Annotated in this window: 22 protein-coding genes; 10 read left to right on the top strand and 12 right to left on the bottom strand. The window is 48.8% G+C overall.

From position 1 onward, the window contains the following. Positions 1-256 precede the first annotated feature (256 nt). The 4 genes from HV213_RS31175 to HV213_RS31160 all read left to right on the top strand — a co-directional run bounded on the left by HV213_RS31175 (position 257) and on the right by HV213_RS31160 (position 7,529). A complete protein-coding gene (locus HV213_RS31175) occupies positions 257-1,933 on the top strand; it encodes a DUF4942 domain-containing protein (protein WP_015063091.1) in 1,677 nt (558 codons plus the stop codon). A gap of 14 nt (positions 1,934-1,947) precedes the next feature. After that, entirely contained in the window at positions 1,948-2,124 is a 177-nt protein-coding gene (locus HV213_RS31170; RefSeq protein WP_022652145.1) for a hypothetical protein, read from the top strand. A gap of 245 nt (positions 2,125-2,369) precedes the next feature. After that, positions 2,370-4,757 carry an Ig-like domain-containing protein gene (locus HV213_RS31165; protein WP_022652144.1) on the top strand — a complete coding sequence of 796 codons (2,388 nt, stop codon included), beginning with the start codon at positions 2,370-2,372 and terminating at the stop codon, positions 4,755-4,757. 315 nt (positions 4,758-5,072) lie between these two features. Continuing rightward, on the top strand, positions 5,073-7,529 hold the full coding sequence (locus HV213_RS31160; protein ID WP_022652143.1) for an Ig-like domain-containing protein: 2,457 nt from the start codon (positions 5,073-5,075) through the stop codon (positions 7,527-7,529). Between the two features lie 323 nt (positions 7,530-7,852). On the opposite strand, the gene HV213_RS31155 is transcribed toward HV213_RS31160, so the two are convergent. The 3 genes from HV213_RS31155 to HV213_RS31145 form a co-directional block, all read right to left on the bottom strand. After that, positions 7,853-8,248, bottom strand: coding sequence for a DNA-binding protein (locus tag HV213_RS31155; RefSeq protein ID WP_223203170.1), 396 nt, complete (start codon positions 8,246-8,248; stop codon positions 7,853-7,855). After that, a complete protein-coding gene (locus HV213_RS31150) occupies positions 8,238-8,510 on the bottom strand; it encodes a hypothetical protein (RefSeq protein ID WP_022652138.1) in 273 nt (90 codons plus the stop codon). The genes HV213_RS31155 and HV213_RS31150 overlap by 11 nt, the downstream gene beginning before the upstream one ends. Before the next feature lie 313 nt (positions 8,511-8,823). Further along, positions 8,824-9,150, bottom strand: a complete 327-nt coding sequence (locus HV213_RS31145) for a hypothetical protein (protein ID WP_015063087.1) — start codon at positions 9,148-9,150, stop codon at positions 8,824-8,826. A gap of 188 nt (positions 9,151-9,338) precedes the next feature. Here HV213_RS31145 and HV213_RS31140 point away from each other — a divergent pair, with 188 nt between their 5' ends. Further along, positions 9,339-9,854: a hypothetical protein gene (locus tag HV213_RS31140; RefSeq protein WP_015063086.1), complete on the top strand. Its 516-nt coding sequence runs from the start codon at positions 9,339-9,341 to the stop codon at positions 9,852-9,854. 587 nt (positions 9,855-10,441) lie between these two features. Here the strand turns inward: HV213_RS31140 and HV213_RS31135 are convergent. Beyond that, on the bottom strand, positions 10,442-11,323 hold the full coding sequence (locus tag HV213_RS31135; protein WP_015063085.1) for a RepB family plasmid replication initiator protein: 882 nt from the start codon (positions 11,321-11,323) through the stop codon (positions 10,442-10,444). A gap of 458 nt (positions 11,324-11,781) precedes the next feature. After that, a complete protein-coding gene (locus HV213_RS31130; protein WP_015063084.1) occupies positions 11,782-14,202 on the bottom strand; it encodes an Ig-like domain-containing protein in 2,421 nt (806 codons plus the stop codon). 224 nt (positions 14,203-14,426) lie between these two features. Here HV213_RS31130 and HV213_RS33425 point away from each other — a divergent pair, with 224 nt between their 5' ends. Together HV213_RS33425 and HV213_RS33420 are read left to right on the top strand one after the other, a co-directional pair. After that, complete coding sequence (locus HV213_RS33425; RefSeq protein ID WP_015063083.1) at positions 14,427-14,894, top strand: DUF4165 domain-containing protein; 468 nt, start codon at positions 14,427-14,429, stop codon at positions 14,892-14,894. Next, positions 14,888-15,292: an Ig-like domain-containing protein gene (locus HV213_RS33420; RefSeq protein ID WP_071787996.1), complete on the top strand. Its 405-nt coding sequence runs from the start codon at positions 14,888-14,890 to the stop codon at positions 15,290-15,292. The genes HV213_RS33425 and HV213_RS33420 overlap by 7 nt, the downstream gene beginning before the upstream one ends. A 519-nt stretch (positions 15,293-15,811) precedes the next feature. Here HV213_RS33420 and HV213_RS31120 read toward each other — a convergent pair. The 7 genes from HV213_RS31120 to HV213_RS31090 all read right to left on the bottom strand — a co-directional run bounded on the left by HV213_RS31120 (position 15,812) and on the right by HV213_RS31090 (position 20,105). Next, entirely contained in the window at positions 15,812-16,510 is a 699-nt protein-coding gene (locus tag HV213_RS31120) for a hypothetical protein (RefSeq protein ID WP_022652135.1), read from the bottom strand. Positions 16,511-16,594: 84 nt separating this feature from the next. Continuing rightward, positions 16,595-16,894, bottom strand: a complete 300-nt coding sequence (locus tag HV213_RS31115; protein ID WP_032610385.1) for a hypothetical protein — start codon at positions 16,892-16,894, stop codon at positions 16,595-16,597. 35 nt (positions 16,895-16,929) lie between these two features. After that, the gene (locus HV213_RS31110; RefSeq protein WP_022652133.1) at positions 16,930-17,184 is read right to left on the bottom strand and encodes a hypothetical protein; all 255 of its coding nucleotides are present in this window, start codon (positions 17,182-17,184) and stop codon (positions 16,930-16,932) included. Positions 17,185-17,235: 51 nt separating this feature from the next. Next, the gene (locus HV213_RS31105; RefSeq protein WP_022652132.1) at positions 17,236-17,499 is read right to left on the bottom strand and encodes a hypothetical protein; all 264 of its coding nucleotides are present in this window, start codon (positions 17,497-17,499) and stop codon (positions 17,236-17,238) included. A gap of 100 nt (positions 17,500-17,599) precedes the next feature. Continuing rightward, the gene (locus HV213_RS31100) at positions 17,600-17,941 is read right to left on the bottom strand and encodes a hypothetical protein (RefSeq protein WP_032610383.1); all 342 of its coding nucleotides are present in this window, start codon (positions 17,939-17,941) and stop codon (positions 17,600-17,602) included. 462 nt (positions 17,942-18,403) lie between these two features. Beyond that, positions 18,404-19,180: a hypothetical protein gene (locus HV213_RS31095; RefSeq protein WP_022652130.1), complete on the bottom strand. Its 777-nt coding sequence runs from the start codon at positions 19,178-19,180 to the stop codon at positions 18,404-18,406. 148 nt (positions 19,181-19,328) lie between these two features. Further along, positions 19,329-20,105 carry a hypothetical protein gene (locus tag HV213_RS31090; RefSeq protein ID WP_022652129.1) on the bottom strand — a complete coding sequence of 259 codons (777 nt, stop codon included), beginning with the start codon at positions 20,103-20,105 and terminating at the stop codon, positions 19,329-19,331. A gap of 813 nt (positions 20,106-20,918) precedes the next feature. Here HV213_RS31090 and HV213_RS31085 point away from each other — a divergent pair. The 3 genes from HV213_RS31085 to HV213_RS31075 all read left to right on the top strand — a co-directional run bounded on the left by HV213_RS31085 (position 20,919) and on the right by HV213_RS31075 (position 22,936). Next, positions 20,919-21,386, top strand: coding sequence for a DnaJ-like cysteine-rich domain-containing protein (locus HV213_RS31085; protein WP_022652128.1), 468 nt, complete (start codon positions 20,919-20,921; stop codon positions 21,384-21,386). 63 nt (positions 21,387-21,449) lie between these two features. Beyond that, positions 21,450-21,746 (top strand): type II toxin-antitoxin system RelE/ParE family toxin, encoded by a 297-nt coding sequence (locus tag HV213_RS31080; RefSeq protein ID WP_015063076.1) that lies wholly within the window; start codon positions 21,450-21,452, stop codon positions 21,744-21,746. 242 nt (positions 21,747-21,988) lie between these two features. Next, the gene (locus HV213_RS31075; RefSeq protein ID WP_224085232.1) at positions 21,989-22,936 is read left to right on the top strand and encodes a flavin reductase; all 948 of its coding nucleotides are present in this window, start codon (positions 21,989-21,991) and stop codon (positions 22,934-22,936) included. The last annotated feature ends 314 nt before the right edge of the window (positions 22,937-23,250 follow it).

Below are 23,250 nucleotides of genomic sequence, written 5' to 3'. Positions count from 1 at the left end.
TTCAACTTATGAGTAGCACATAATTAGAAGTACGATATTCAAGAACGAGCCACCCAGGCTCTCGCCCATTGCCCCTACTAAGTAGGGGCTTTTTTTTGTCCTGTCTCCGGCACGCTTTCTCTTCATTAAAACGACATCTGTCTGTCCTACCTCCCGCAGCGCAACTTTCGAGATTTTTATGTCGCCCAACCTATTAGCTTTTTGAACGAGGTTGATATCCTGGTAATAGATAATTCCTACATAAAGGACTGATACTATGTCTGCTGTTGAATCTAATTTCCCCCAAATTGGCGCCCCAGGGAACTCTCTGGTCGCTTGTATGCCCCTAACTGGCCTCAGTGTTAACGAGGATAACTTTCTGCCCGAAATGCGGGAAGAGCTTGGCATCATTGCCAGCCAGGTCGAATCCTATAACGAAGAGCTTAGTTTACTGAGGTCCATGTCCACTCAGTTTATGAAATACGGAAATCAGAAGCTCTATTCCTACCTCTCGGGCTATAACCATCTCATTTCAGAAACAGATGCCCTGTACGCAGAAAATGCACTTCGTTCTGAGTACTGGAAGCGGGTAATGGCCCTTACCGATGTGCTGTCCGTGATGTCTGACGAAAAAAAGAACGAATGGGACAAGCAATTTACTGCTGACCGGTATCACCGGCCTCCGCAAGAGATCCCTGAGTTTACACTCGACGCAGTAGTTGCCACGGTTGTCACATTGCTCAATGACCGGCATCAGTTCATTAAAGAGCGCGTCTATGCCGTTTTTCAATCATTAAGCCGTCACCACAAAACCAATAAAGCTTTTGGTTTCTCAACCCGCATGATCACCGTCGGTGTCTGTGAAGGGGTGAAAGACAAGTGGGTAAAACTTAAAGTTGAATTCAAAGAATCAGGACTCATGCCACTGTCGGAACTGCGGGTGATCTGTTCTTATTTCCGGGGAGAAACAGTTAAACCGGTCTATGACACGAAAAAAATGGTTGAGAATATGGTTGGTCATGCTGGGTTCAGAAATTGGATCAGCCTGGATGGCAACAGTATTCGTTTTCGGGTTTACAAGAATGGTTCGATGCACATTGATGTACATCCTGATATTGCAGAACGGCTTAACAACATTCTTGCTGCCATTGTCCCTCTGGCGCTGCCTACTGAACGCTTAGCCCATTACAAAGCCACGTTGCAGGAGTTCCCGGCACTGAAACGCTGCATCGATTTTCATTCACGGATGCAGCTCGCAGAGCTGGAATTCACTCGGAATGAAAAGGAATGGTCCAGCTGGACATCGCTCGGTTATGCCGGTGAGTTCGCTGATAAAACGCGGCAGGTGAACGCGGAGGTTCTGCGGTTCCTCGGTGCCCGGATTACTAGCTACCATGTGACATTTGATTATGACCCGACCGAAGTGATGCGCTTCATCGGTCATATGGGTGCCATGCCCGATATTGTATCCCACCAGTTTTACCCTTCATCGCTGCGACTCAGTGAATACGTCGCATCCATTATTGCGACCGGGGAGGGGGAGCGACTGCTAGAGCCAAGCATCGGGCACGGGGATTTGCTGCAATGTTTTCCTAAGAGCGTCAACGTTACCGGCATCGAACTGGATACACTAAATTGTCTGGTCTCCCGAGCTAAAGGTTACGATACAACGGAGGCCGATTTTCTGGCATGGTCAGCAGCGAACCCAAATCAGAAATTCGACTGCGTGGTGATGAACCCACCTTTTGCTGACAACCGGGCTAAACTCCATCTACTGGCCGCTGCGTCTCATCTCGTTTCCGGCGGGCGTTTAGCGGCCGTCCTGCCGCTATCCCTTCAGGGGATCGATAACCTGCTGGGCGAGGGATACCGTGCTGAATGGATGGACACCTTCGATAACGAGTTTGACAACACTGCCGTCTCCGTCCGTGTTCTGTATGTAGAATGCCTTTAACTGAAGGAAAGACCATGTCTGAAATCTCACCTGGCCTGCCAGAGGACCAAAATGATGTTGAATTTATGATGGATGATTTCCAGCAGAGCCTGGGGAAAAGTAAACCGGTACATGAAGTGCAATTTCTGGGAGAGTCACCGCAAAGTGAAGACTCCGCCAACGCTGCCGATTCGCCCTGGTTTGAAAACTAACCTGTTAAAGGAGTTGGTACAGATTGCTCCCTTTATGGGCTCCCTACAAGATAGCGGGGAGCCCGAGCAGTGGTTATTACTCAGGATGAGATAAACTGTGATTAATAGTGCATGTTAAGCACTTCGCATTCCTGCTTTTATTGGCGAACATTTCACTCTTTTTTTCTTGTTTTTTATATCCCCTTCCCAGAAAAGTTAGCCTTGCTCACTTGGTATTATTGATACCTGACTGGGGGAGGATAATCATGAAATGCAGGGCGATACTTTTAGCACCACTCATAGCTTTTTCGTTTACGGCACAAGCTGAGATTGCAGAGTTAAGATTCAATGACACTCAGAATCAACCAAAGATTGTTGTTCCATCTGTGCAGTGGATTAATCCAGCAACCTCATTCGAGGCTGATGTAATCTCCGGCTTAGACCGGTACGTCCAGTTGTCGTTACTTAATGTCAACGGTGCAAGCTTGTGGAGCACGAAAAGTAGCAAAGTTACGGTTGATGACCGTATGACCTCCAGTAGCGGGTATGACTATTATGGAAAAAGGTTAAGTGTCCCTGCGTTTGGTGAAGATAATTACACCCTGAGGGAAGTGATCACAGATCTCCAAAATAATGAAATTTCTCGCCGGGACTACGTTATATCTATCGACCGCACTCCCCCTAAAACTAGCACAATTGGATATACGCGAAATGGATGGCAATATGGTAGCGAAGCCATCTTTACCAGCGTTCCTTCAGGTATGCAGTATGCCTCTGTTCAGGCTCTCGTCTTTTCAGGCCTTTCAGACAGTCGCTCTGGTCTCGACCGGGCTGAGTACTTTCTTGTCGATTCGAACGGCGTTGAACGAAAGAGAGGGGCTGTAATTAACCTGGTCGATAATTCAGTAACCGTCCAAAATACTACTGCGAGCGATCCAGCCCTGGCGCCAGCTTCTCAGTCTGAATACCGTATGGGCCTTTATGTTTATGACAAGGCAGGAAATAAAGCATCAGTAAGCAGACAAAGTGTGATTGATCGGGTCAACCCTCCTTCTGTTCTACAGGTGCTTAATACCAGGACAAATACCTGGGAAAACTACTCAGCTGGGATAACTGTTTACAGTAATCCAATATCATTGCGGGTACTCAGGAATAAAAGTAACTTTACTGCTGCTAATAAAACAAGCTTTGGGTGGGCAGATGCCAATTATCAAAGTTCTGACAGCACATATAATATTTATTCGTTCAATTTTGTTTTCCCCAGTACCGGTGATATTTATCACGAATTCCAGACACTTGCGGGAGGCGTTCGTCGGTACCATCACTCTGAGTTATCTTTCACTCCTTCCCCAACCATGGAACTTGCACCAAAGGTCACAAGCAAAGAAATTTTTCGTAGTGATACCGGTAAATGGAGCAGTGCTACTGGGAATGTAAGAACTGCCAAATTTACCCAAATACGCGTGACTACCGAACCTCGTAACTATGTACAACGGGTTGCAGCTAATTCGAACCGTAACTGGTACTGCCTTATCCCGGTAGGAAGCACTGGTTGTACCATGAACGTGGATTATACCTTTACTTCCGATAAGGGGATGCAATACATCCATCTGGTCTCAGGTAAAGACGGTACTGCTATTTATGATAATCTGGCTGGGGCATTCGTAGTGATTTGGGATAACAACCCACCGGTTATTAACGCCGTAAAAATTAACCGTATGGATAAAAATGTAACCATGACGGTTACTGATGATGACCGGATAAATGGATGGCAAATAGGAGCATGGGATACCCGAGAATTTGGCGTGGTGCTTAAAACCGAAACGGGGAATGTGATTGACCTACCCGCCAGGACATGGACAGAGAGTGATTTTAAAACAAAAAACGCGGTCATTTCCTATGCTGATCTGCCGGACGGCAAATATACCGTTCTGTCCGCCTATGCAAGAGATCTTGTGGGCAACACGGCAAACTACGTGATAAATGATTTGCTTACCATTGACTCCACTGCCCCTCTAATTTCCTACCGGTATCTGAATGATGATCCTGAAGGCAAACTGGTTAAGGGACTAGAAAACCTCAGAATTAGTGTAGCTGACCCTTCAGGTGACGCCTCGCTTGAATCACTGGTGTTGAGCGGTGGACCAAACAGTGAACAGGTGACATTAGCTTATTCCAGTCAGGGCTCAGGAGTTTATACGCCAGAGTACCCGCGTATCTTTCCCGTAATAGCAAAAGAGGATGGCATTTATACAATTGAAGCTCACGCAGTCGATGCCTCTGGAAACCGGTCCTCGAAAAAGCTCAATTTCCTCTATCAACCAGCAAACATGATCACTCTGGACAGGCTACGTACCCTTGCTACTGCGGCTGCACTAAAGACCACGGATAACCAGCCACTGGCTTTTATCCGGACAAGCGTACTTCGCCGAAAGGATGGTTCTGTCATTACTGGGCAGTTAAACGGTACGCTGTCCGTGCGGAAAGATGCTGACTTCCCGGTAAGTGTAGCTGGCGTAACCGTTGCGCCAGGAGAGACAAAGGCAATCATTTTTGATATGGGGCAGGGTGAAGAACGTATTTATTCTGTCACACCAGGAAAGAGTGGCGTTTCTGGTACATCTGAGTTTGCCGTGGAATTCCCGCAGTTCTGAATAATTTTGGGGTGTCGTTAAGTCGGCACCTTGCTGAAATATAGCCAAACCTCCACCCATATCTTTCAGTTCCCGCACTGTGGCATTTACATCAAAACATGAATTCTTGCTTACTTGTTCGTGTACGAAAAGTCACTTTTTCTCGTCCTGGTGAAGATCCATCTCAATAGTCAATCCGTTGCCAATTTTTACCTCGCCAAAGTTGTTATAACGGACATTTTCAAAAGTTTAAAGCTATGAAATACCTCTGATAACCAGCAAGGTCAGAAGAAATGATTTTGTAAAATAGGGACAAATACATCCCGGGAGCATCACATGCGTAAAATACTGACAGGCTGTATCATTGCCACGGCCATCTCTTCAACTTATCCGGCGGCGGCTCAGATTTTCAGTTATTCCTATACCGACACCAATCAGCTGGCAATGACGCTTAAGCCTGCAACGCAGAGCTATCTCAATCCGGCTGGCGCCCTGACCCTAAACTTAATTTCCGGTCTAGACCGGTACGAACGTGTGACTGTAACCAGGGACAGTGATAAAAAGGTTATGTATTCGGGACTAACGGCCAAGATAAGTGTTGCAGACCGCATTGTTGCTGCCGACGGCACAGAGTATTACGGAAAGGACATGGGGTTACCTGCACTTGGTGAAGGGTCTTTCACGGTAATCAATGACACGCTAGATCTCCAGCAAGCCGTCGTAAGTTCCACAACGTATCGTTTCACCATCGATACTACAGCGCCGAAGTACACCAGCATATACCCAAGCCAGAACGCAGGCTATGACATGGTCCTGAGTGGACCACTTTGGGAGCTCGGTCGCGGAGGTTCTGGCCAGTTTTCCATCTTTGCTGACGGCGTTGATGATGCGTATGGCATAGACAAGATCCGGTTGGTCATCAAGCGCAGCAATGGAACAGTCGTTTCCGATAATACACTCAGCTACGACACGGCGGCAAAACGTGCCTTTTACCCCTGGATAAAGGAAGCGGTCACTCAACCTGGCATGCCCACCAGCGATCTCAATGAAGAATTCACCTTCAATTTTATCATCACTGATAAGGCCGGAAACACGCTGAATATTCCTCCGCAGCGCTTTTTATTTGATGACCAGATAGGTGAATATACGCCCTTTGCGGTCCATGACTCACGAGTCAGTACGAGTGTGGTTCCAGGGATCTCTTCAGGGTACGTACCGTTTGTGCGGGGGCTCTCTGTACTCGAAAACCCGTACCGGATGGTCATTCGTATTCCCCGAACTAACTGGCAGCCATACCGTAACGGCGGCATCACCATTCTTAACAATTATGGCGGCTCTAAGGTTATTTCAGAAGACACGACCTATGTGTACGTAGAAGTGAAGCTCCCACAGGGTACTCTGGATGGAAACTACTATCGCCCTGTGAACAGGTACCAATGGGCCGGTGGCGGTCTGACTCAGTACGCCTCCTGGCTGAACTGGGACCCGGCGGCGGTAAAAAGTCCTGCGTGGGGGAGTCCTGCGATTGAGCGACAGAAGTCTGACGGCACTTGGTTCAATAGCGTCGACTGGAAAAATTTTCTGGCTTCAGATATGCCGGTGAACCTAACCAAGATCCGTTTCACTGTGCAAGCACGCCCCTACGAACAAGCAATTACCGGCAGTGCCACCTGCAAGATCCCTGCCGGGTCAACGTCGTGTACTGTCGACCTGACACAGGCGATTACAAACGGTACCACCGGCTATATACATACTGCCTATGAAGTGCGTTCGACAACCGAGTCCACCTTCTTCATGCCGCTCTGGGAAAACATCGCCTGGCATACAAAGGGGCCCACAGTTACTGGCTACAACTACAATGATGCGACCAACATTCTTCAGGTATTCGTCAACGAGCCAGGAGACGGATGGTATTTCGATGCCGTTAAACTGAGCCGGGTGTGGTTGTCTGACAAATCCCGCAATAACGCGGATATCAACGTGACAGGAAAACAAACGGGGCGTAACACAGCAACCGGGAATTATACTTACGACTTCAACCTGAAACAGATCCCGGAGGGCAGCTATAACGTGCAGCTCAACGCCCAGGATTCTTTCAGCAACACGGGAAGCTTAGCCTACAAAACCGTGACGGTCGATAACTCGCCGCCGTCCATCAGTATCAACTACGAAAACAAACCTATCACCAGCAACGTGACAGTGTTCGGCTTGGAAAACGTCCGAATTCAGCTCGCAGATACTCTGACCAAACCCTCGTTAACTCGCATGACGCTTCGAGGTGGACCGGTATCTGATGCTGTTGAGTTGTCCTGGGTAAATCTCGGAAATGATCTCTATACACCGAATTACCCGAAGATCTTCCCGTCACTTAATGACGGTGAAACCTACACGTTGACCGTGTATGCCAAAGACGAGATGAACAACGTTAAAGAAAGCGCCGTCGAATTTAACTACCTGCCGAACAACCTGGTACGTCTGGAGAACCTTAAGACCATCTCCGTCAGTACCGCCCTGAAAACGTCCGACAACACGCCGCTGGCTGTACTGTATGCCAGCCAGCTGCGCAAGAAGGACGGTTCTATCGCAACAGGGAAACAGGACGCGATACTGACGGTACGTAAGGATGCGGCCTTCGGCGTTACGGTGAATGGGGTTTCCGCAGCACCAGGGGAGAGCAAAAACGTTCAGCTGGATCTGGGTCTGGGTGACAGCCGCAGCTTCCCGATTTTCCCATCGATTTCCGGCGTCAGCGGAACGTCAGAATTTATGCTGAATATCGAGGAACTGAAGTAAAAGCGAGGCAGGGTGACCCGGTACCGGGTCACCCTTTCAAGGTAATGGCACCGCGATGATGATTATCCCATCTTATCCAGATTCCGGTCACAGGTTTATGCACCGTTTTTGTGGATAACCTGATGTCCCATCACTAAAACCGCAAATGAAACTGGCCTGCCGCTCTCTGCGGATCTGCCCATACACCTACCCGTCAGCATGGATCAACACATCATTCACCCGGCATAGTGGATTTGGGCAACTCTCCTAACCGGGAAGCGTGTTGCTTTTCATCTTTAGCCACGAAAACCCATCCTTAAGAGGCGCCTAAACGGGAGGCTTTTTTATTGCTGCGCTGCGCTCCAGGCGTCCAGTTCTTCCTTCGTTTCGAACGACACAACTACTACAGCATCATGATCAGGGCGTTGCGGCTGTCGCACCATCTGAAAAGGCGGCTCAAAGGTCATATAGTAAATAGGCTGTTCCCGGCGTGCCACCCACTCAGCTTGTTTCCGTTCTGCCAGTTCACAGGCCTCATCATACGTGTCAGCCTGAGCCAGCCATGTCGGCCTATCCCACGCCCCGCCGTTCAGACAGTACACGTGAAATTTCTCGTTATGGGTGACGCAGTAAGGATGATCCCACCAGGCATCGAGCTGGGCCTTGCTGCGCTTCTCGTTAGGCGTAATGTCGAAATTCTTCGGAAGTGTAGGGTTGTTCGGGATCTGGTTAGGCATCATGCGCCTCCTGTTCATACACGCCACGGGGAAGCGCCCGCATGTCATCAGTAATGACAAAAAGCGATTCTGAAATCGTGTTGCCTGTTGGGCGCCCGTCCCCGCAAATTACCACGGCATCATTGCCTGGGTAGCGAGCCGACTCAATGACGGCGAATTCTATGCCATCTGCACGGCGAAACCAGTACAGGCTTTCACCTTCCGGTGATGTTTCAATAGTCTTGCGGAAAAACGTTCCTTCCAGTGTTTCGGGGATGTAAGGCATAAACACTCCTTGTGTACGAAAAAGACCACAAGTTGTTACCCCTGCGGCCTGATCGGGCGAATGCTGCCATTAAGACGGTTAATCGCCCTTGTAAGGTGAGGCAACAAAATGGATTCTAACGCTGTAGCTAACATTCCAGTAGGAATAATTATCCCCGCGAACGCGGATCTAAAACTGATCATCTTTGACTTTCCCAGCATCCGTCCGCTGGGCCAGCAGCAGCAAACACGGGTTCAGCAAGGCGATACACTGTACCGGGTACTGTAAACCCCTGTCCTGCCTATGTCGGTCAGCAGGACTGGAGGCGTGAAGTTCACGTGCTGTGGCCATATACAGACTGGTCTTCCCATGACTCACTGTCATGTTCAAGGGGGCCGGTGATCCATTGTGCGGTGCGTGAAGCTCGGGAGCGAAAAGCCCATGTTTCGTCAGGGCCGATAGTGACGTTTTCCTCCGTCAATGAGGCGTTTTCTGGCATTACAGGTAACTTGCGGGTATCACGATCACCGCTTCCCAGCCAGTGTTCTACTTGCGCCTGGGTCTGAAACAAAAAAGCATGCATATGGCAGGCTGTACCGTCATTGATACCGTACATCCGAAGTCCATCATCAAACTCAGCTATAAAAATATTGTGTGACATACATTAACCTCATGGAATTCGCTTTTTCAGGGGCGAATCCTGGTGCCTTAATTAAAGGGTAAAAAGGTAAACGCTCACCAATGGTACAATATAAAAAACCAATAACGTCATCCACGAACCTTTTTTGAGGCCGTAGATGATTTTAAACGTAGTATCTCTAAACTCGTACAAAATGGAGCATCAAAATAATGAAAATAAACATGGGTAGTCTGAAAAGCGCTGCACCGCTCTTTGTTCTTATTGGCTTGATGATCGCGTTTTCGGCCTATGTGAAATCATGGGCATTGTTATACACGTTGCTGGCGTCATCAGTCATGCTCACAGTCATGATATCGTTGCCATTTCTTGTCTCGCCTTTACAGCATTCAAAATTCATAGTCCTGCGAATTTTACGTTTACTGGTTATTACGCTCTGGGCGGTTGGCCTTGTCGGCGTACTCTTTTCAGTTGTGGAACGCCTTGTATGGGTTAATGCTGACAGCTATCCGTCATGGCTGGCGAAGGAACTGGATTCCCCGACCATCACGGATGGTGAAACTTTTATTAAAGCTACAGAGTCTTTTGAGAAGACCTGCGGTAAAAATAAAGGTTCTCTCAGCGTTGTCGCAAGGCATAACGGCATGTTTATGCGCTGCGATGATAGCGTCTCTTTCGACACCTGGTGGAAGGGGGTTTACCAACTTAAAACACCTGAGACTCGATGATGCATTTCTTTAGTGCAGCAACAGAATGGCCGTATTGTGGTTAAGACATTTTCGACGATATCAGCTACTCCACTGTGGCGGGAAAAGATTCCCCTCTCAGCCACCGGGTACGCAATCTTAGTGGCTCCACTATACCGGGTACAGTTTCCACTTCAGCCTCATCGTGCTATCAGGGCCGTTCACCCTTCACGAACCACTTTATCGGGTATATCTTCCTTCCCGTGACATCACGCCATCCGGGGCGGAGGCAGTAACGGGCTCCACTATACCGGGTAAAACTTGCCAACCAGTGCCGCCACATTTCCGGTGCCTGGTTCGCAAGGGGCCTTATCCACTATACCGGGTATGGATCACATTTTCGTGGCTCCACTGTACCGGGTATAGTTCACATTTTGGTTGAAAAACACACAGAATCGTCAGGGTAAGGCTGAAGAGAAAGGGCTGCATCGGAGTTTTAGGGCTGACATTACCCGGTGTAGTGGAGATCCACTGTACCGGGTAAAAACAGAGCGGAAAGGAGAAGAATATCCACTATTCCGGGTAATGCAGCCACCCACGCGGCAGGCAGCTGCATTATCCGGCATCTATCATGGCTTCATGTTTCTTTTCAGAATATTCAGTACATAATCGCCGTTTTCTTTGTCTATGGAGTATTCCAGAAAACCGATCTCTTTAAGCTGGCCCAGCGCCTTTTTAACTGTGGCATTCTGGTTGCCAAGATGTGAGGACAGTTGCAGGCGTTCACGCAGCCGGTCAAATCCGATACGGTAAAAGGTGCTCGGTAACTCAGCCAGATACAGATACAGGGCCTGTGCGGACTCCTTACGGGCCAGTTTCTGCAACGTCTTCAGGTAGAGTCGGGTTTTACCGTCGACGCGATACAGCGTATTGAGCTTCGAATTTGGCTTGATGACGATTTTCCCGGTGGAACTGTCGTAGTACGTGGATTCCACGAGGTGCATGTTTATCGTTATCTGATCGTCTGTACCGGGTATTTTCTTAATGAACGAGATACTGGTTCGGGCAATACGCGTCAATGAAGCATCAAAACGCTCTTTCAATTGCCTATCAATGCGCTTAGTGTCAAAACCGCAGAACTTAGCAAACTCCGGGAAATTCAGCTCCAGCTGACCTTCCGAGTCGAGCGGACGGTTAGACAATGCATAAACGATCCCACACCATGATTTGAAGTCAGAGTCCATGTCGAGGCGCGGGCCATAAATTTGGATCTGGCTGTAGCCTTCACCCTCGACAATGGATAGTCTCGAAAGGGGTTCGGTGGCATCGATGCGGTGACTCTTCCGGCCACCCTTATCCGTGGATTTCAGTGTTGGCACAAACACACCCAGACGGAGTAAAACTTTCGGCTGAATGGTCTGTCTTAGCGTGGGAAGCAGTTGGATAACTTCCCCGGAATCTTTTAGGGACTCTTCAATGACAAGAGATAACTTGTTGTTATTACTAGACATATAGAAAGATCCGTTTTGTGCATAAGATCTACATCCTACCCGGTATAGTGTATCGAATCCACCCGGTATAGTGGATTATGCACCCTGTATAGTGGATGGATTACCCGACATAGTGTATTTCGCCCCCTGTACAGTGGATGGCGATCCGCTGAGAGCCCCGATATTACTGGCCTGCGAGGATCGTTATTCCTTTTTGATCTGCTATTGATCCTATATTGATCTTTATTATTATTCTATCCTGTTGATAACTATGCACAGAGACGTCATGAAGCATTACGATCGAAATGTGAGTAAATTCCGATCCGTTCTAAGAACCGCACTAGCACACTTCTTCCCTTGTAGAAAAAGTTACTTTTTTGACGCAAGCGGCTACAGAGTTATGAGGAGAGAGAGCGGAGAAAATGCAGGAAATGGCGTCACGAAAAAAAGCCGCCAGAGTGACTGACGGCTTTTTATGGTTACTTCAGCTCATCAATTTGGATCATAAACTCAGCGGCTCCGGTCTTGCCGTTCTCTGATGGATAAACCGGCATGAGAAGATTATCACCCATACCCATGTCGATATTAACATTTACAGACTCCCCAGGAGCTGCCTCCGCTCCATTAAACACTATCCCGAAGTTGGCATCCTTACGTACTGAGAGGGTCGCGTTCTGTAAGCCTTTGGCTATTTCACCGTTAGTCTTGCGGAGCATGTTTGTAGACAGATAGGCAAGTGGCACGTTATCAGAGGTTTTGAGCGCCGACTTTACTGCAAGGGTTCGAAGGTTATGCAGCTGTACCAAGTTATTCGGGAGATAACTGAACTTCTGTGTGTAAGTTTTTGTGTTGGACTGGCTGTCCGACACTGTCACACTGAGAGCATAGTTTTCAGAGGGCTCGAAATTCGGGAATATGCGCGGATATTCCGGCGAGTATATGTCTTTACCAGCAGGTGACCAACTGAGTTCAACATTGTCTGATGTCGGTCCGCCAGTTAGCTGGAGACGAGTAATGCGAGGTGTGGTCAGGTTATCGCTCAGTGCAATGCGCAGATTTTCCAGACCATAGACGACGGTGTCATCCTTTACCGGCTTCCCTTCGAAGGTAATAGCAACCGTTGGGGGTGTGGCATCGAGAGCTATCACGCCATAGGTTTTGTTTGTCTGGTTACCGAAACGATCCTGAATATTCACTTCAACGTTGTATTGCCCTTCAGACTGCCGGGAAAGGTCATACTCAATCGTGTAGTTACCCGCGTTTCTGGACTTTTCGACTCCCACAGGCGTCATGCGCTGTTTGGAGTTCTTATCGGTAAGATAGAATCCGAGGAGTCTGAATCCGTCGAACCAATCATTATCTCTGTTGAGATGAGCTTCAACAGTCAGTATCTTAGATGTCGGGCTGTAGGTGATCTCACCAATTTCTGGGACGATTTGATTGTTCCAGCGTGTCATAACCCACTGCTCGGAACGAAGAATAGGGTTCGCGACACTGCGTACATAATAAAGTGTACGGTTATAACCCTGAGTCCCTACCGCCATATCAAAATTCTCAGGAGCTTCGCAACTTGTCTGGCCAACCGGAATGCGGCAGGTTAGGCGTCCCCCAACTTCCTGCTCAAACGGTCTGGCTTCTACATTAAATCTTGCCCGGACGATTTTAATCGGCAATCTGGAAGACAGAACTGTCTCGAAGTCCTTCGACTTATACCAGGTGCCATTGCTATCCTGAAAATCCTCCCAGGTGCCAGTAAAAGCAGGCGTCTTGTTTGCGTTCGGGTTGAGCGTCATCGTGTAGGTCGGGAAGTATCCTGCCCACTGTCCAAAGTTGGCCATACGAGCCATATCCCCATTGAAGGCACCAAATGGCAGCGTCATTTCGACATAGCTGTAGGTGGCATCAGAAGCGATTTCTTTTGCAGCCGAATAAAGGTTAATAAATTCCAGTCCACCCTCTGCATATGCCCGGTAGTTAGATCTCGGGATTTTATACACCAGCCTGATAGGGTTTTCGTTAACCACCATACCGGCTTTATAGGCCGGGTAGTTTTTCACGCCGGGAACGACGCTGGTTGCATCATTTGGATCATGAACAGCGAAAAGGGATATCTCACCAATTGTATTATCAAACCGAAATTTTTGGGTCGGTAACGTGCGGATATTCCCGGCGGTGTCGTAAATTTTGGCTTTTGCCTGAAATTCTTCGTCAAGGTTGCTATCAGGGATGCCCGGTTGCTTCACACTTGCGAAGGTGTAGGGCAGGTACATCGTCTTGTCACCGACGTTGTATTTCATTGGCGTTGAGCTGAAAAGGGTTCCATTAGCGCGATAGATTTCAAATATGCCTTTATCTATTCCAACCGCATCAGCGATGCCCGTTGATAAAAAGCTGTATTGCGCCACAGCTTCAAGACCTAATTTAAATACCGCTCCAGTTCCAGTGCCCAGTGATGTGGTTGCTGTAAGGGCATTTGCAGCCGGAGGTGTGGTGTCTATTGTCCAGTTGTAGTTATACGTAGCTACCACTGACTGATTCAGATCCAAAATGTTGACCTGGACGATCAGTTTTCCTTCCCCGAGAGCGGGTAAAGTTACTTTCTTCCCGTAAAATTCACTGCCGTCGGCTGCTTTTAGCCGATCAGCCACACCGGTACGGGTAGTGGTGGTATTGTACAACTGCGCCCCGGTTTCCCGGGTCACTTTAACGTTTACAAAGCGATCCAATCCAGAAATAAGCGTCAGCGTTACGGTAGAAGCCGGATTGAGTAGCATCCGGGTTGAAGGCGCGTGTACTTCAATGCCATTGGTATCTGTAAAGCTGGATTCATAAATCTGAGCTGTTACCGGAACTGAGACGCCGAGCAAAACCATAGCCAAAGTTATAGTCTGATATTTCATTCAGTATTCCCCTATTGTTTTGTCGTTATTTTAAACGATTCACCTCCGGCACTTTTTCGTTAAGCAGAGTATTTCTGGGCCGTTAATCAGCGGATATTGTCACTTTCGCTGGCCTGGCAAAAGGCGCACAAACGGGCGTTGTTTTACTGAATAATTACACCTCTTATCACCCGGGTGATGAAAACGTTTCGGGTAAAATTTCCTGGCCAACCAGGAGAACATAAATGAAATTTTACAGAGGTCCGTTGATCGCCGCCGTCTATGCGGCACTGCTGTTCCCACTTTGCGGCCAGGCTCAGCTGTACAACTATTCGTACACCGACACACGTGGTACGAAAGTGAATGCTGAACCCTCCAGAGCGTATCTCAACCCAGGTAGCGCAATTACGCTGAACTTGATATCTGGTCTCGACCGCTACGAGCGCGTTACCGTGACACGATCATCAGATAATGTGCAGATGTTCCAGAGTGTCACCGGCCTGGTGACAGTGGCCGACAGGATCACTGCCGCTGATGGTAGTGAGTACTACGGCAAATCCATGGCACTGCCGGTACTGGGCGAGGGGACTTTTGCCCTTAAATCCGAAACCCTCGACAATAAGTCGAATGTCGTGGCCACAACCAGCTACTCCTTCAGCATTGATACCCGCGTATCTTCCCCGCAACAGATGATGCAGATTCCTACGTGCTGACTGCCATAGCAATGGATGAAGCCGGAAACAGCACCACAAAGAGCAGCCGGTTCCGCTACGTACCGAACAACCTGATTGAATTTAATACCATCAAGACGCTGGCTGTGGGCATGGGGCTGAAGACATCAGATAACCAGCCACTGGCGTATCTGCGGACCAACAGCATCCGGAAGAAAGATGGTTCGCTGATCACAGGAGTGCAGACCGGCACGCTGACGGTCCGTAAAGATGCGGCCTTTGCGGTCAGTATGAATGGGGCGACTGTCATTCCCGGAGATTCGAAAGACATCACAATAGACTTCGGTCAAGGGGATGGCATCCTGATCCCGATCTTCCCGGCCACCAGCGGCAAAGTTGGCGAATCCCGCTTCATGATCGAGCTGCCGCAAATCCAATAAACACCACAGAACCGGCCCCGTCATACGGGGCCTTTTCATGGTGTCTTAACGTAGCCAGAAAGAAACGGAACAGGCTGATTTAGTCGAATGTCAGAGATTGCTGAGAAAACGTTTATCACGCATTTCGCTCCACTGGAGAGAATTTGCTATCGCGCTCCCCGGGTGCAGGGTCTCACGCCCGATCGCCATCAAATTCAAATGCAGCTCCAATTTTTGCGTCTTGGCGTCACCTGGTTACCACCCGCACTCGCCATGGCAGAACTGGAACACCTTCTTAAGGGGTATGACGCCGACCACTGTCGGCTACTGGAAAACGTCCTGGATACAGCCCACCGGCATTACCTGGAGTCCTGTGGACCGCTAAAGAGAGAAGGGGGCCGCGTCGGGAACCGCATATCAGGCACCCGCCACGACGAAGCACATTTGTGTGTACGGTTTATGTCAACACGCTATGAATTGGCCACTGAGCTTTGTGCCGCTTATGTGTGCAGCAGGTATGCTTATGGGTGATCGTACCGGTTACTTCTTGTCTTCCAACGAGGCCAAGCGGCTAATTTCTTTCATACCGAGACGAGCGGCCACGCCCATGGCGGAGGCTTCGAGTTCGGCCTTGCCGTGTGAGACGATTTTGTCCATGGATTCCTGCATCAACTGGGTGCTGAAGGCCAGATTAACCGGCAGGTTGGCGATTGCGCCGGACAGAGACTGATATACTTCTTCAAGCTCGCGCTTTCCTGCCTTGCCTTTTGCCACCAGCAAAGCCAGTGCTTTCAGCTTTTCATTCACTTTCGCCATCTCGCGCTCAGAGGCTTCCCGGATCTGACGCTCATAACGTTCGCGTGTCGACTCAATATAGCCAATCTCCGGCTGGCGCTCATAGTCGCCGCGAATCAAACTGTTAATGGTACACGGCACGCCGTCACTCATTCCGAACGATGTGATCATTGAGGCCCACTGAGCCGGAGACAGACTGACTTTCAGAAGTGGGGAACGGCGTCTGCCTTCCGCCAGCCGATGACGGATCACTCCATCGCGCTCAACCTGCTCTGATTCACTGAAGGTCAGCGTAATCACCTCTTTATGAATGAGGTCGGAGGCATACAAGCGCTGCCCCGTCGTTGTCGTGCGGCTTACCGATACCTGCCCGTATGCCGTGTGACGGGTGATCACCTCTTCCATCTCGTTTTCTGTTACCGTCGGTATTACTGTGTTTTCCATTGTCATGCCCTGAATCGAATTAATGTTGACAGCGTCTGGCGTAATACCGATGTGAGACCGGACTGCCTGGGAACTTTACCCGTATCACTCGCTAAATTGGACGCCCGCTGACCGGAGTAACTCTCTGACATCGTCTGCCAGGAAATACGTTTCTGTTGTGTTGCCCGGGCCATCAAAGAAACAGGTCTCGGGCAACTGAATTGCCTGCGACTGCTGCTGTATCTGTTCCCGGGACTCGTTACTTTCGACGATAGCATCGGCAATGACTTCTGTTGCCCAATCGCGATCAAAGCCAGGCATCGTATGGAGTGATGCCACCATGTCGCTGGGTAAGGCATCGATATAGTCCAGAGCCGCCTGAGCTACCGAAATCAGTTCTTTCATGGTTGTCACCTTACTGTTGTGCTCATTCACCGCGCTTAACTCGCGTGAGCCGATTCTTTACGTTTATTGATAAGAAACTCTTCACCGCACGTTCCGCATTTCAAAATGTATTCTGCGTGCCTGAGTTGCTTTAAGGACATTGCTTTGCAAACGGGGCAGGCAAGGTGTTCTGAAAGCCGACGCATCAGTTGATTAATTTCAGAGCATTGTTCTGGCGTTAACTTGTGGCGGGTTTCCCACTTATAGGTCGCTTCCCGCACGACACGAGCCACGATATTTTTACCCTTCATCACTCTTGTCCTCCGGTGCAGCCAGCCATCTTACTCACTTCCGTGCGCATGTCAGCGAATAATGACCAGGTCAGGACCAAAACTGAATCCATCGCCCATCCGGTCGGAATGCTTCGATACATACGATTTCCCGTACTTCTCCAGGTCTTGCAGGCTTGATTTTGCCAGATTCCATGAATACTCATGCCCCCAGATTTCCCCATCCCGATCAGCAAATCTTGCGGGTTTATAGTTGTCCTTGAGCAGAGCATAGACACGTTCGAGAGTTGGTAATTCTGGACTGGTCTTAACGTTAGATGCGTCAGCGTTCGTCATTATTATGTACTCATTCGAGTTGATGGATAGGGAAGGTTGCACGCGAACTGTGGCGCTCCCCGTTTTACTGATAACCTGTCGGTGCTCATGCACTACGAAATTAGAATGATTGAAGGCACGTCACGCTTCCCGAAAACCTTTTCCCGTTCCGGCGTTTAGGAAGCGAGTATTCGCCGTCAAACCGGTAGATGCCGACCTTAGAGCAGGGTCCTCCGTCTTTAACCAATTCCCAGATGAAATCGGCACGGTCACTGAAATAGCCAGGACCTTCGTCAAAGGATGAAAATTCACTATGCACAACACACAGATCGCCGTGCTGACCGTTGATAAAAACGAAGTGACCTTTATGCTTTTCGCCTGGCTTCGCATCGAGGTGTCCAAACGTTTGATACATTACGGAGGCTTGATGTTCTGCCCCTGTCTTTCCAAGTAATTCACGCATCTCACTCCCCCTTTGCAGTTGCGACCATTGCACGGTAAACATCTGCAAGACGCTGGCTCATTAATCGAGACATTTTTCCAGTGGCCGAAGTTATCTGCTTCCGGCCTGCAATTAGCTGTTCCATCGTGGGAACTACCGGGACGCGGGTCATACCTTCCACTTCTCCTGCGCCAGTAGTGGTAACTTGATCAACATACTGCTCAACCTGATGCTGCTCTTCGTCGGTCCTCCATTATGATTTCTTCAATCAGACGTCTTACAACCCAGTTACTTAGGTTGCTTTGTGACGGAAGGCGCTTATACCTTCCGCCTCGGCCATTTCGTTGCCCGCGCTGAGCATTCCAGCGTCGAAGTACGCCATCGTTAATTTTCGGTGGTAGTGTGGCAACATCGCCCATCTGCCTGACTCCTGTCCTGAATTATTTCACTCGGGGCCAAAATACCGCTGTGTTGTTTGCCAGGTTACACCCCTGGCACCAACAGGGACGGGCTGTTATAAGAAAAGCGGTCTACTGGAGCATCTTCAAATCCGTGGTTCGGCGCATCTGGTGTCAGAACAAGGCCGTCATGTGCCGCGTGAATATGCAGCAGTGAATCACTGCCCGTGTCGATGTGCAGCGTCGGTACACCCCGATCGATCTCAAAAATGAGGCCGAAACAAGTCGTGCCGGATTCATTCACCACTTCACACTGAATGTTTTTCTCTTCTAACAACACCTTCACCTGATAGGACTGACAGTCTTCTTCTGGCAGCTGGGTTTCACCCAGTTGCCAGTCCTGTAACGTCCGGATAATCTCTGAAGGCGTTGCCTGCGATTCCGGCGTCAGAAGCGCATACACCTGCTGGCGGAACTGCTGGCTCAACTCCTCCATCAGGGGATTGTCCTCGCCATCGAAATGTTCTTCCCAGCCATCAGGATCAGCGTGCATCCAAACGTTATGCGTCAGAGACGGTAGTGAGTCGTCAGGGTGTACGATGAGATATGGGGAGCTTTCTTTTGTTTCCAGATAGCGGACAGGCTGGCCATCCAGCAAAGCTTCATCAACTGCCGTACCATCGGTTTCCGGCAATGCGATTTCCGTGACATTGCCGCCGCAATGCTCTGCCACAACACGCCCCAGATCCTCCATCAGTGCGCGATGTTTTTCTGGAGAATCCAGCTCGCCCAATAATTCCGGTTTTACCAGTAATGCAGTAATAATTGTTGCCAGTTCACGAGTTGAAATTAATTTAGCCATGATAGTCATCCTTTCATCTGATGTGTTAATTCTAACAGTTTCGGTTTGCTGGCTAATAACCCGGCGTGAAGTTTTTTAAAAATATATTCGCCCTTTAAACAAAGAGCGAACAATGGAATTAAAAAAGGACAAATTTGTAATTAATGAATCAGGAGGCTGCTTTAACTAATAAGCCAGGGCGACCGTTGGTATACCTGTCAGGCGGCGAAATACCGAATTCATGATTCAGGGAGTCAGTTGAAAGGACCATGCCGCCGTGAGCAGCCTGGACGTGCAGAACTGAAGGATCAGTGTCACCCGCGTTTACATGGACCGAGGGAACACCATTTTCAATTAACAACGTCAGGGCCATTACCAGGCGTGATTCCACATCCTGTACTGCCAGCTGGGCATGACCGCCGAGCGCCATAGTAACGATAAACTCTGCTGAAGACCCGGGCTGTTCGTCGTCGAGGTTGCAGTAATCACGCATTCGTACCACCTGCGAGGGAAGATTAGCATGGTTGGTTTGTGTCTGAAGGAGCATCCGCTGGAGGGCGTAGCGGCGAACTGAGCACTCTTTATGCGTCGGCAATTCATCAGGGCTTTCTTCGTCGCTGCCTTTGATATGGTCAAGCCAGCCATCTCGGGCATGGTGACGCCAGACATTATCGGTGAGGGAGTGCATGTCCGCGCCGGGAGATACGACGAGATAAGGGGTTACATCCGGAGAGGTCAGATAATCGGCCTGGCTTGATTCATCGCGATCCACCGGCATGATCACACCGTCAATCTCTCCTCCGCAATGTTTCGCCACCAGCTCAGCGATATCCTGCATAAATGCTTTATGCGACTCCGGTGTTTTTAATTCATTCATTAATGTGGGTTGCACCAGTAATCCACAGACAATTTCCGCAAGCTCGGCAGGTAATAGACATTTTGGCATGGTTGGTTCTCCTCTTTTTTGAATGAGAACACTCTAACATTCCGGCTTATTTTCCAAATAAGTTGAAGGCATTTATTTTTTTAAAAATTCATATCCAAACTATAATTAAAATAGTCCATTTTAATCTCAGAAAAGTAACTTTTCTAAAGGCTTACCGGGAGGGCATTAACGAGTGTTTCGTAATCACATTTGTGCCAGTTGAAAGCCGGTGTGCATGACCATTGTTTCGTGACCTTAAACCCAGGAATCGTCGAGCGTCTGGGAGAAAGGCTGCGACACCTTCGGTTAAGATGGGTCTTGTGAGTGGGGAAGGGACGCTACAGCCGGAAGACAAACTGAATCTGCCATTTCAGCCCGCGAGTATCCCGACCCTGTGCCACCGTTTTATAGCTAACATTTCTCCTTTACTGTAGCATTCTGCCGTTTCGCCATCCTCTCGGAACTTCGGTATACCGCGAGCGGAATATTTGCCAGTCATATGGCCCTTACTGGTAACCGGAAAAAAGCTTCATGAAGGCGGATAGGAAGTTCCTTAGACGCATATGGTGTTTTTAAATTAACACATAAGCATTGCTACTCATAAGGATGTAAAATAACCATGCCCATTAAGGATGTAATTAAGACCTCATTGGTTTTTTTTTGGTATTTGTAAACAGACAATTCCGAAAATATTTCTCAGTAAAATTGAATCCTGCATATATAAACTGCCTTTAGCAGTGCTGCAAAATTATTTTTAAAAATCTTTCATTCAGGTTATTAGCCAGCGAGACCAATCTGTCATGATTACTTCAGACCAAACCTGAGGAATCAAAAATGGATAAATACTTTGACCAGAGCGGAATTGAAATCGACAACGCTAAGATTCAGTGTATTGATTCAGTAAAAGGCACCGGGGAATATATTTATCGGGTCACTTGCAATAAATGCAAAGGCCGTGGTGAGCGTAAACACTTTTATAGGAGCCGCTGCATGGCATGTAATGGTACGGGCTATAGCCTGGTCACAACCCGTACATGTTACACCCTTTCCGCGTTATATCGCACATACCCGGAAGCGGCACGCAAGATTTCAGCAGCTCAGGCAGTAGTGCGTCAGCGTGCTGTACAATCAAAGACTTCCGCGTTCAATCTGTGGTGTAAGAGCAATCAGGAACTGGTTGACGCCATCACACAGCAAGACGGGGAGAACAGCTTTCTGAACAGTCTGAAATCGACGTTATCACGGAAATATCCATTAAGTGATAAACAACTAACGGTCGCAGCCAGAATTCTCGGGATTTAATAAATCAGCTTCAGGCTTTTATAATTCTTATTTAATTTTACTCATTCCATTACGGAGGAAGATATGATCCATTCATTTAAAGACAGACGGCTGGAAAGCTTTTTCCGTAATGGAAAGTCCACAGCAGGTATTCCTGCTGATCTGTTAAATGCGATTTCATGCAGACTGAAAACGTTAAATAATGTAAAAAACGAACGCGAATTGTTATCAAGTAGTTTGCGTTACGAACGCTTAAGGATGACCGCAAACCGGTACTCTTCCATTCGAGTTAATTCAAAATATCGGTTATTCTTTGTGTGGAATGATGGCGTACATAACGTTCACCTGTCGGCGCATGATTATAAATCGCTAATCCATTAAGGTAAAAAATGAAACTTTTCGGTATTTTATCCAGGGATGCAGGCACGGATGCGATGTTTTATATTCAGACCAGCACTAAACAACAGGCAAGCTTCATATTTGATGCCCTTGTCCCCCGGCTGAATGCGCATTGCCAACTGATCGACCCACTGAATGAAACAATTATACCTTCACTAAGCCGGACGACACTTTCTTTACAGCCCTGGTCCCAGAATACCCAGACACGGACGAGTGAGCTGAAGATGACGACGCACGGTCTGACTCTCTCCGGGGCAGTGATGGTGGAACACTCCCGGCAGATCGTCGACTTCTGCGATAACCTGGGCCTGCGCCTCGATGCACCCACCGGGAAACCCAGCTGGACAGAACTGATCAATGCTGACCTTGAGCAGCTTAATTCCCCGCGTTTGTTCCCCGTCCTTACCCAATCTGGCACGGAAGGACAGTTTCAGATCTATGTCCCGGCACCGGCTGTCATTGACGCCGACGTAGTCATTGCAAGCGTGATCGGCGAGTGTTTTAGCGGCGTTACCCCGTACTGCGTGAACGGCACTCCATATCCGCTGACTGAAAAGCCGCTGATCCGGATGGAGGCACACGTTAGTGACATGCATACACGGGTTTTTGAGCTGACATTCGTCAGTTATAACCTGGCCCTTACTGCGACGGTATATGACAACAATCTGCGCCAGGTTCTGATGCTGTGTGAAGATTTTGGTGTCACCCTTCAGGGGCGAGCGGGTGCATCCTGTCATGCCTACATGCGTAACGAATACCGGCGGCTTGCACATGTAGGTGTTTGCTCACGCTCCGGGGCTGAAGACGATGTCCGCGCTTACAGCTCATATAAAGAGGAAACCCTGATCCGGCAGCTGCTGAATCAGGCGACGGCGGACAGCACATTGATCCCGGCGCGACACGGCCAGCAATTTAACGGTGTGCTGATGAATGCCACCCCGTCATCAGCAACCACCGGATTTATCTACCTGTCACAGGAATTCCCGCAAGGCCAGTTTATGATGACGGCGGAAGTGGTGAATGCCAGCAGCACGCCACGGGGGATCAGTTACATCGAAACGGTGGACGGTTACCGTTTTATTGTGACTGCATACGACACGAGAGCGATGAATTCCCTGACCGAATTTCTTGAAGTTAACGAGACCTATTTTACCCCATACCGCTGGGCGTAGCGCCAGCGCACCGGACAGCCAGGGAGGGCATCCGGAAAAGGTGATTTCACGCCATCAACAGAGCGCGAAACTCGCAGAAAAACAGACTGGCCCTATTTTAATACCCGATCACCGAAGCCAATTGCCTTCCGGGCAGAATGCCTGAGTATACCGGGTCTTAGCGACGTGGGATCAGGGCAGCCGGGAAAAGTAACTTTTGAAAAATTAGACGTGGTCAGTCGGCATGGTGTATTAAATTTCAAATCCTCTGGTTATATTCCTTCTTATAAACAATCCTCCTAATTTTTAAAGCTATCAATCACATCATCAACTAT

It is taken from the genome of Klebsiella sp. RHBSTW-00484, assembly GCF_013705725.1.
In the GTDB taxonomy this organism is placed as follows: Bacteria; Pseudomonadota; Gammaproteobacteria; order Enterobacterales; family Enterobacteriaceae; genus Klebsiella.
Note: the sequence above shows the minus strand (reverse complement) of the source record. Positions and strands in the feature narration are given on the sequence as shown.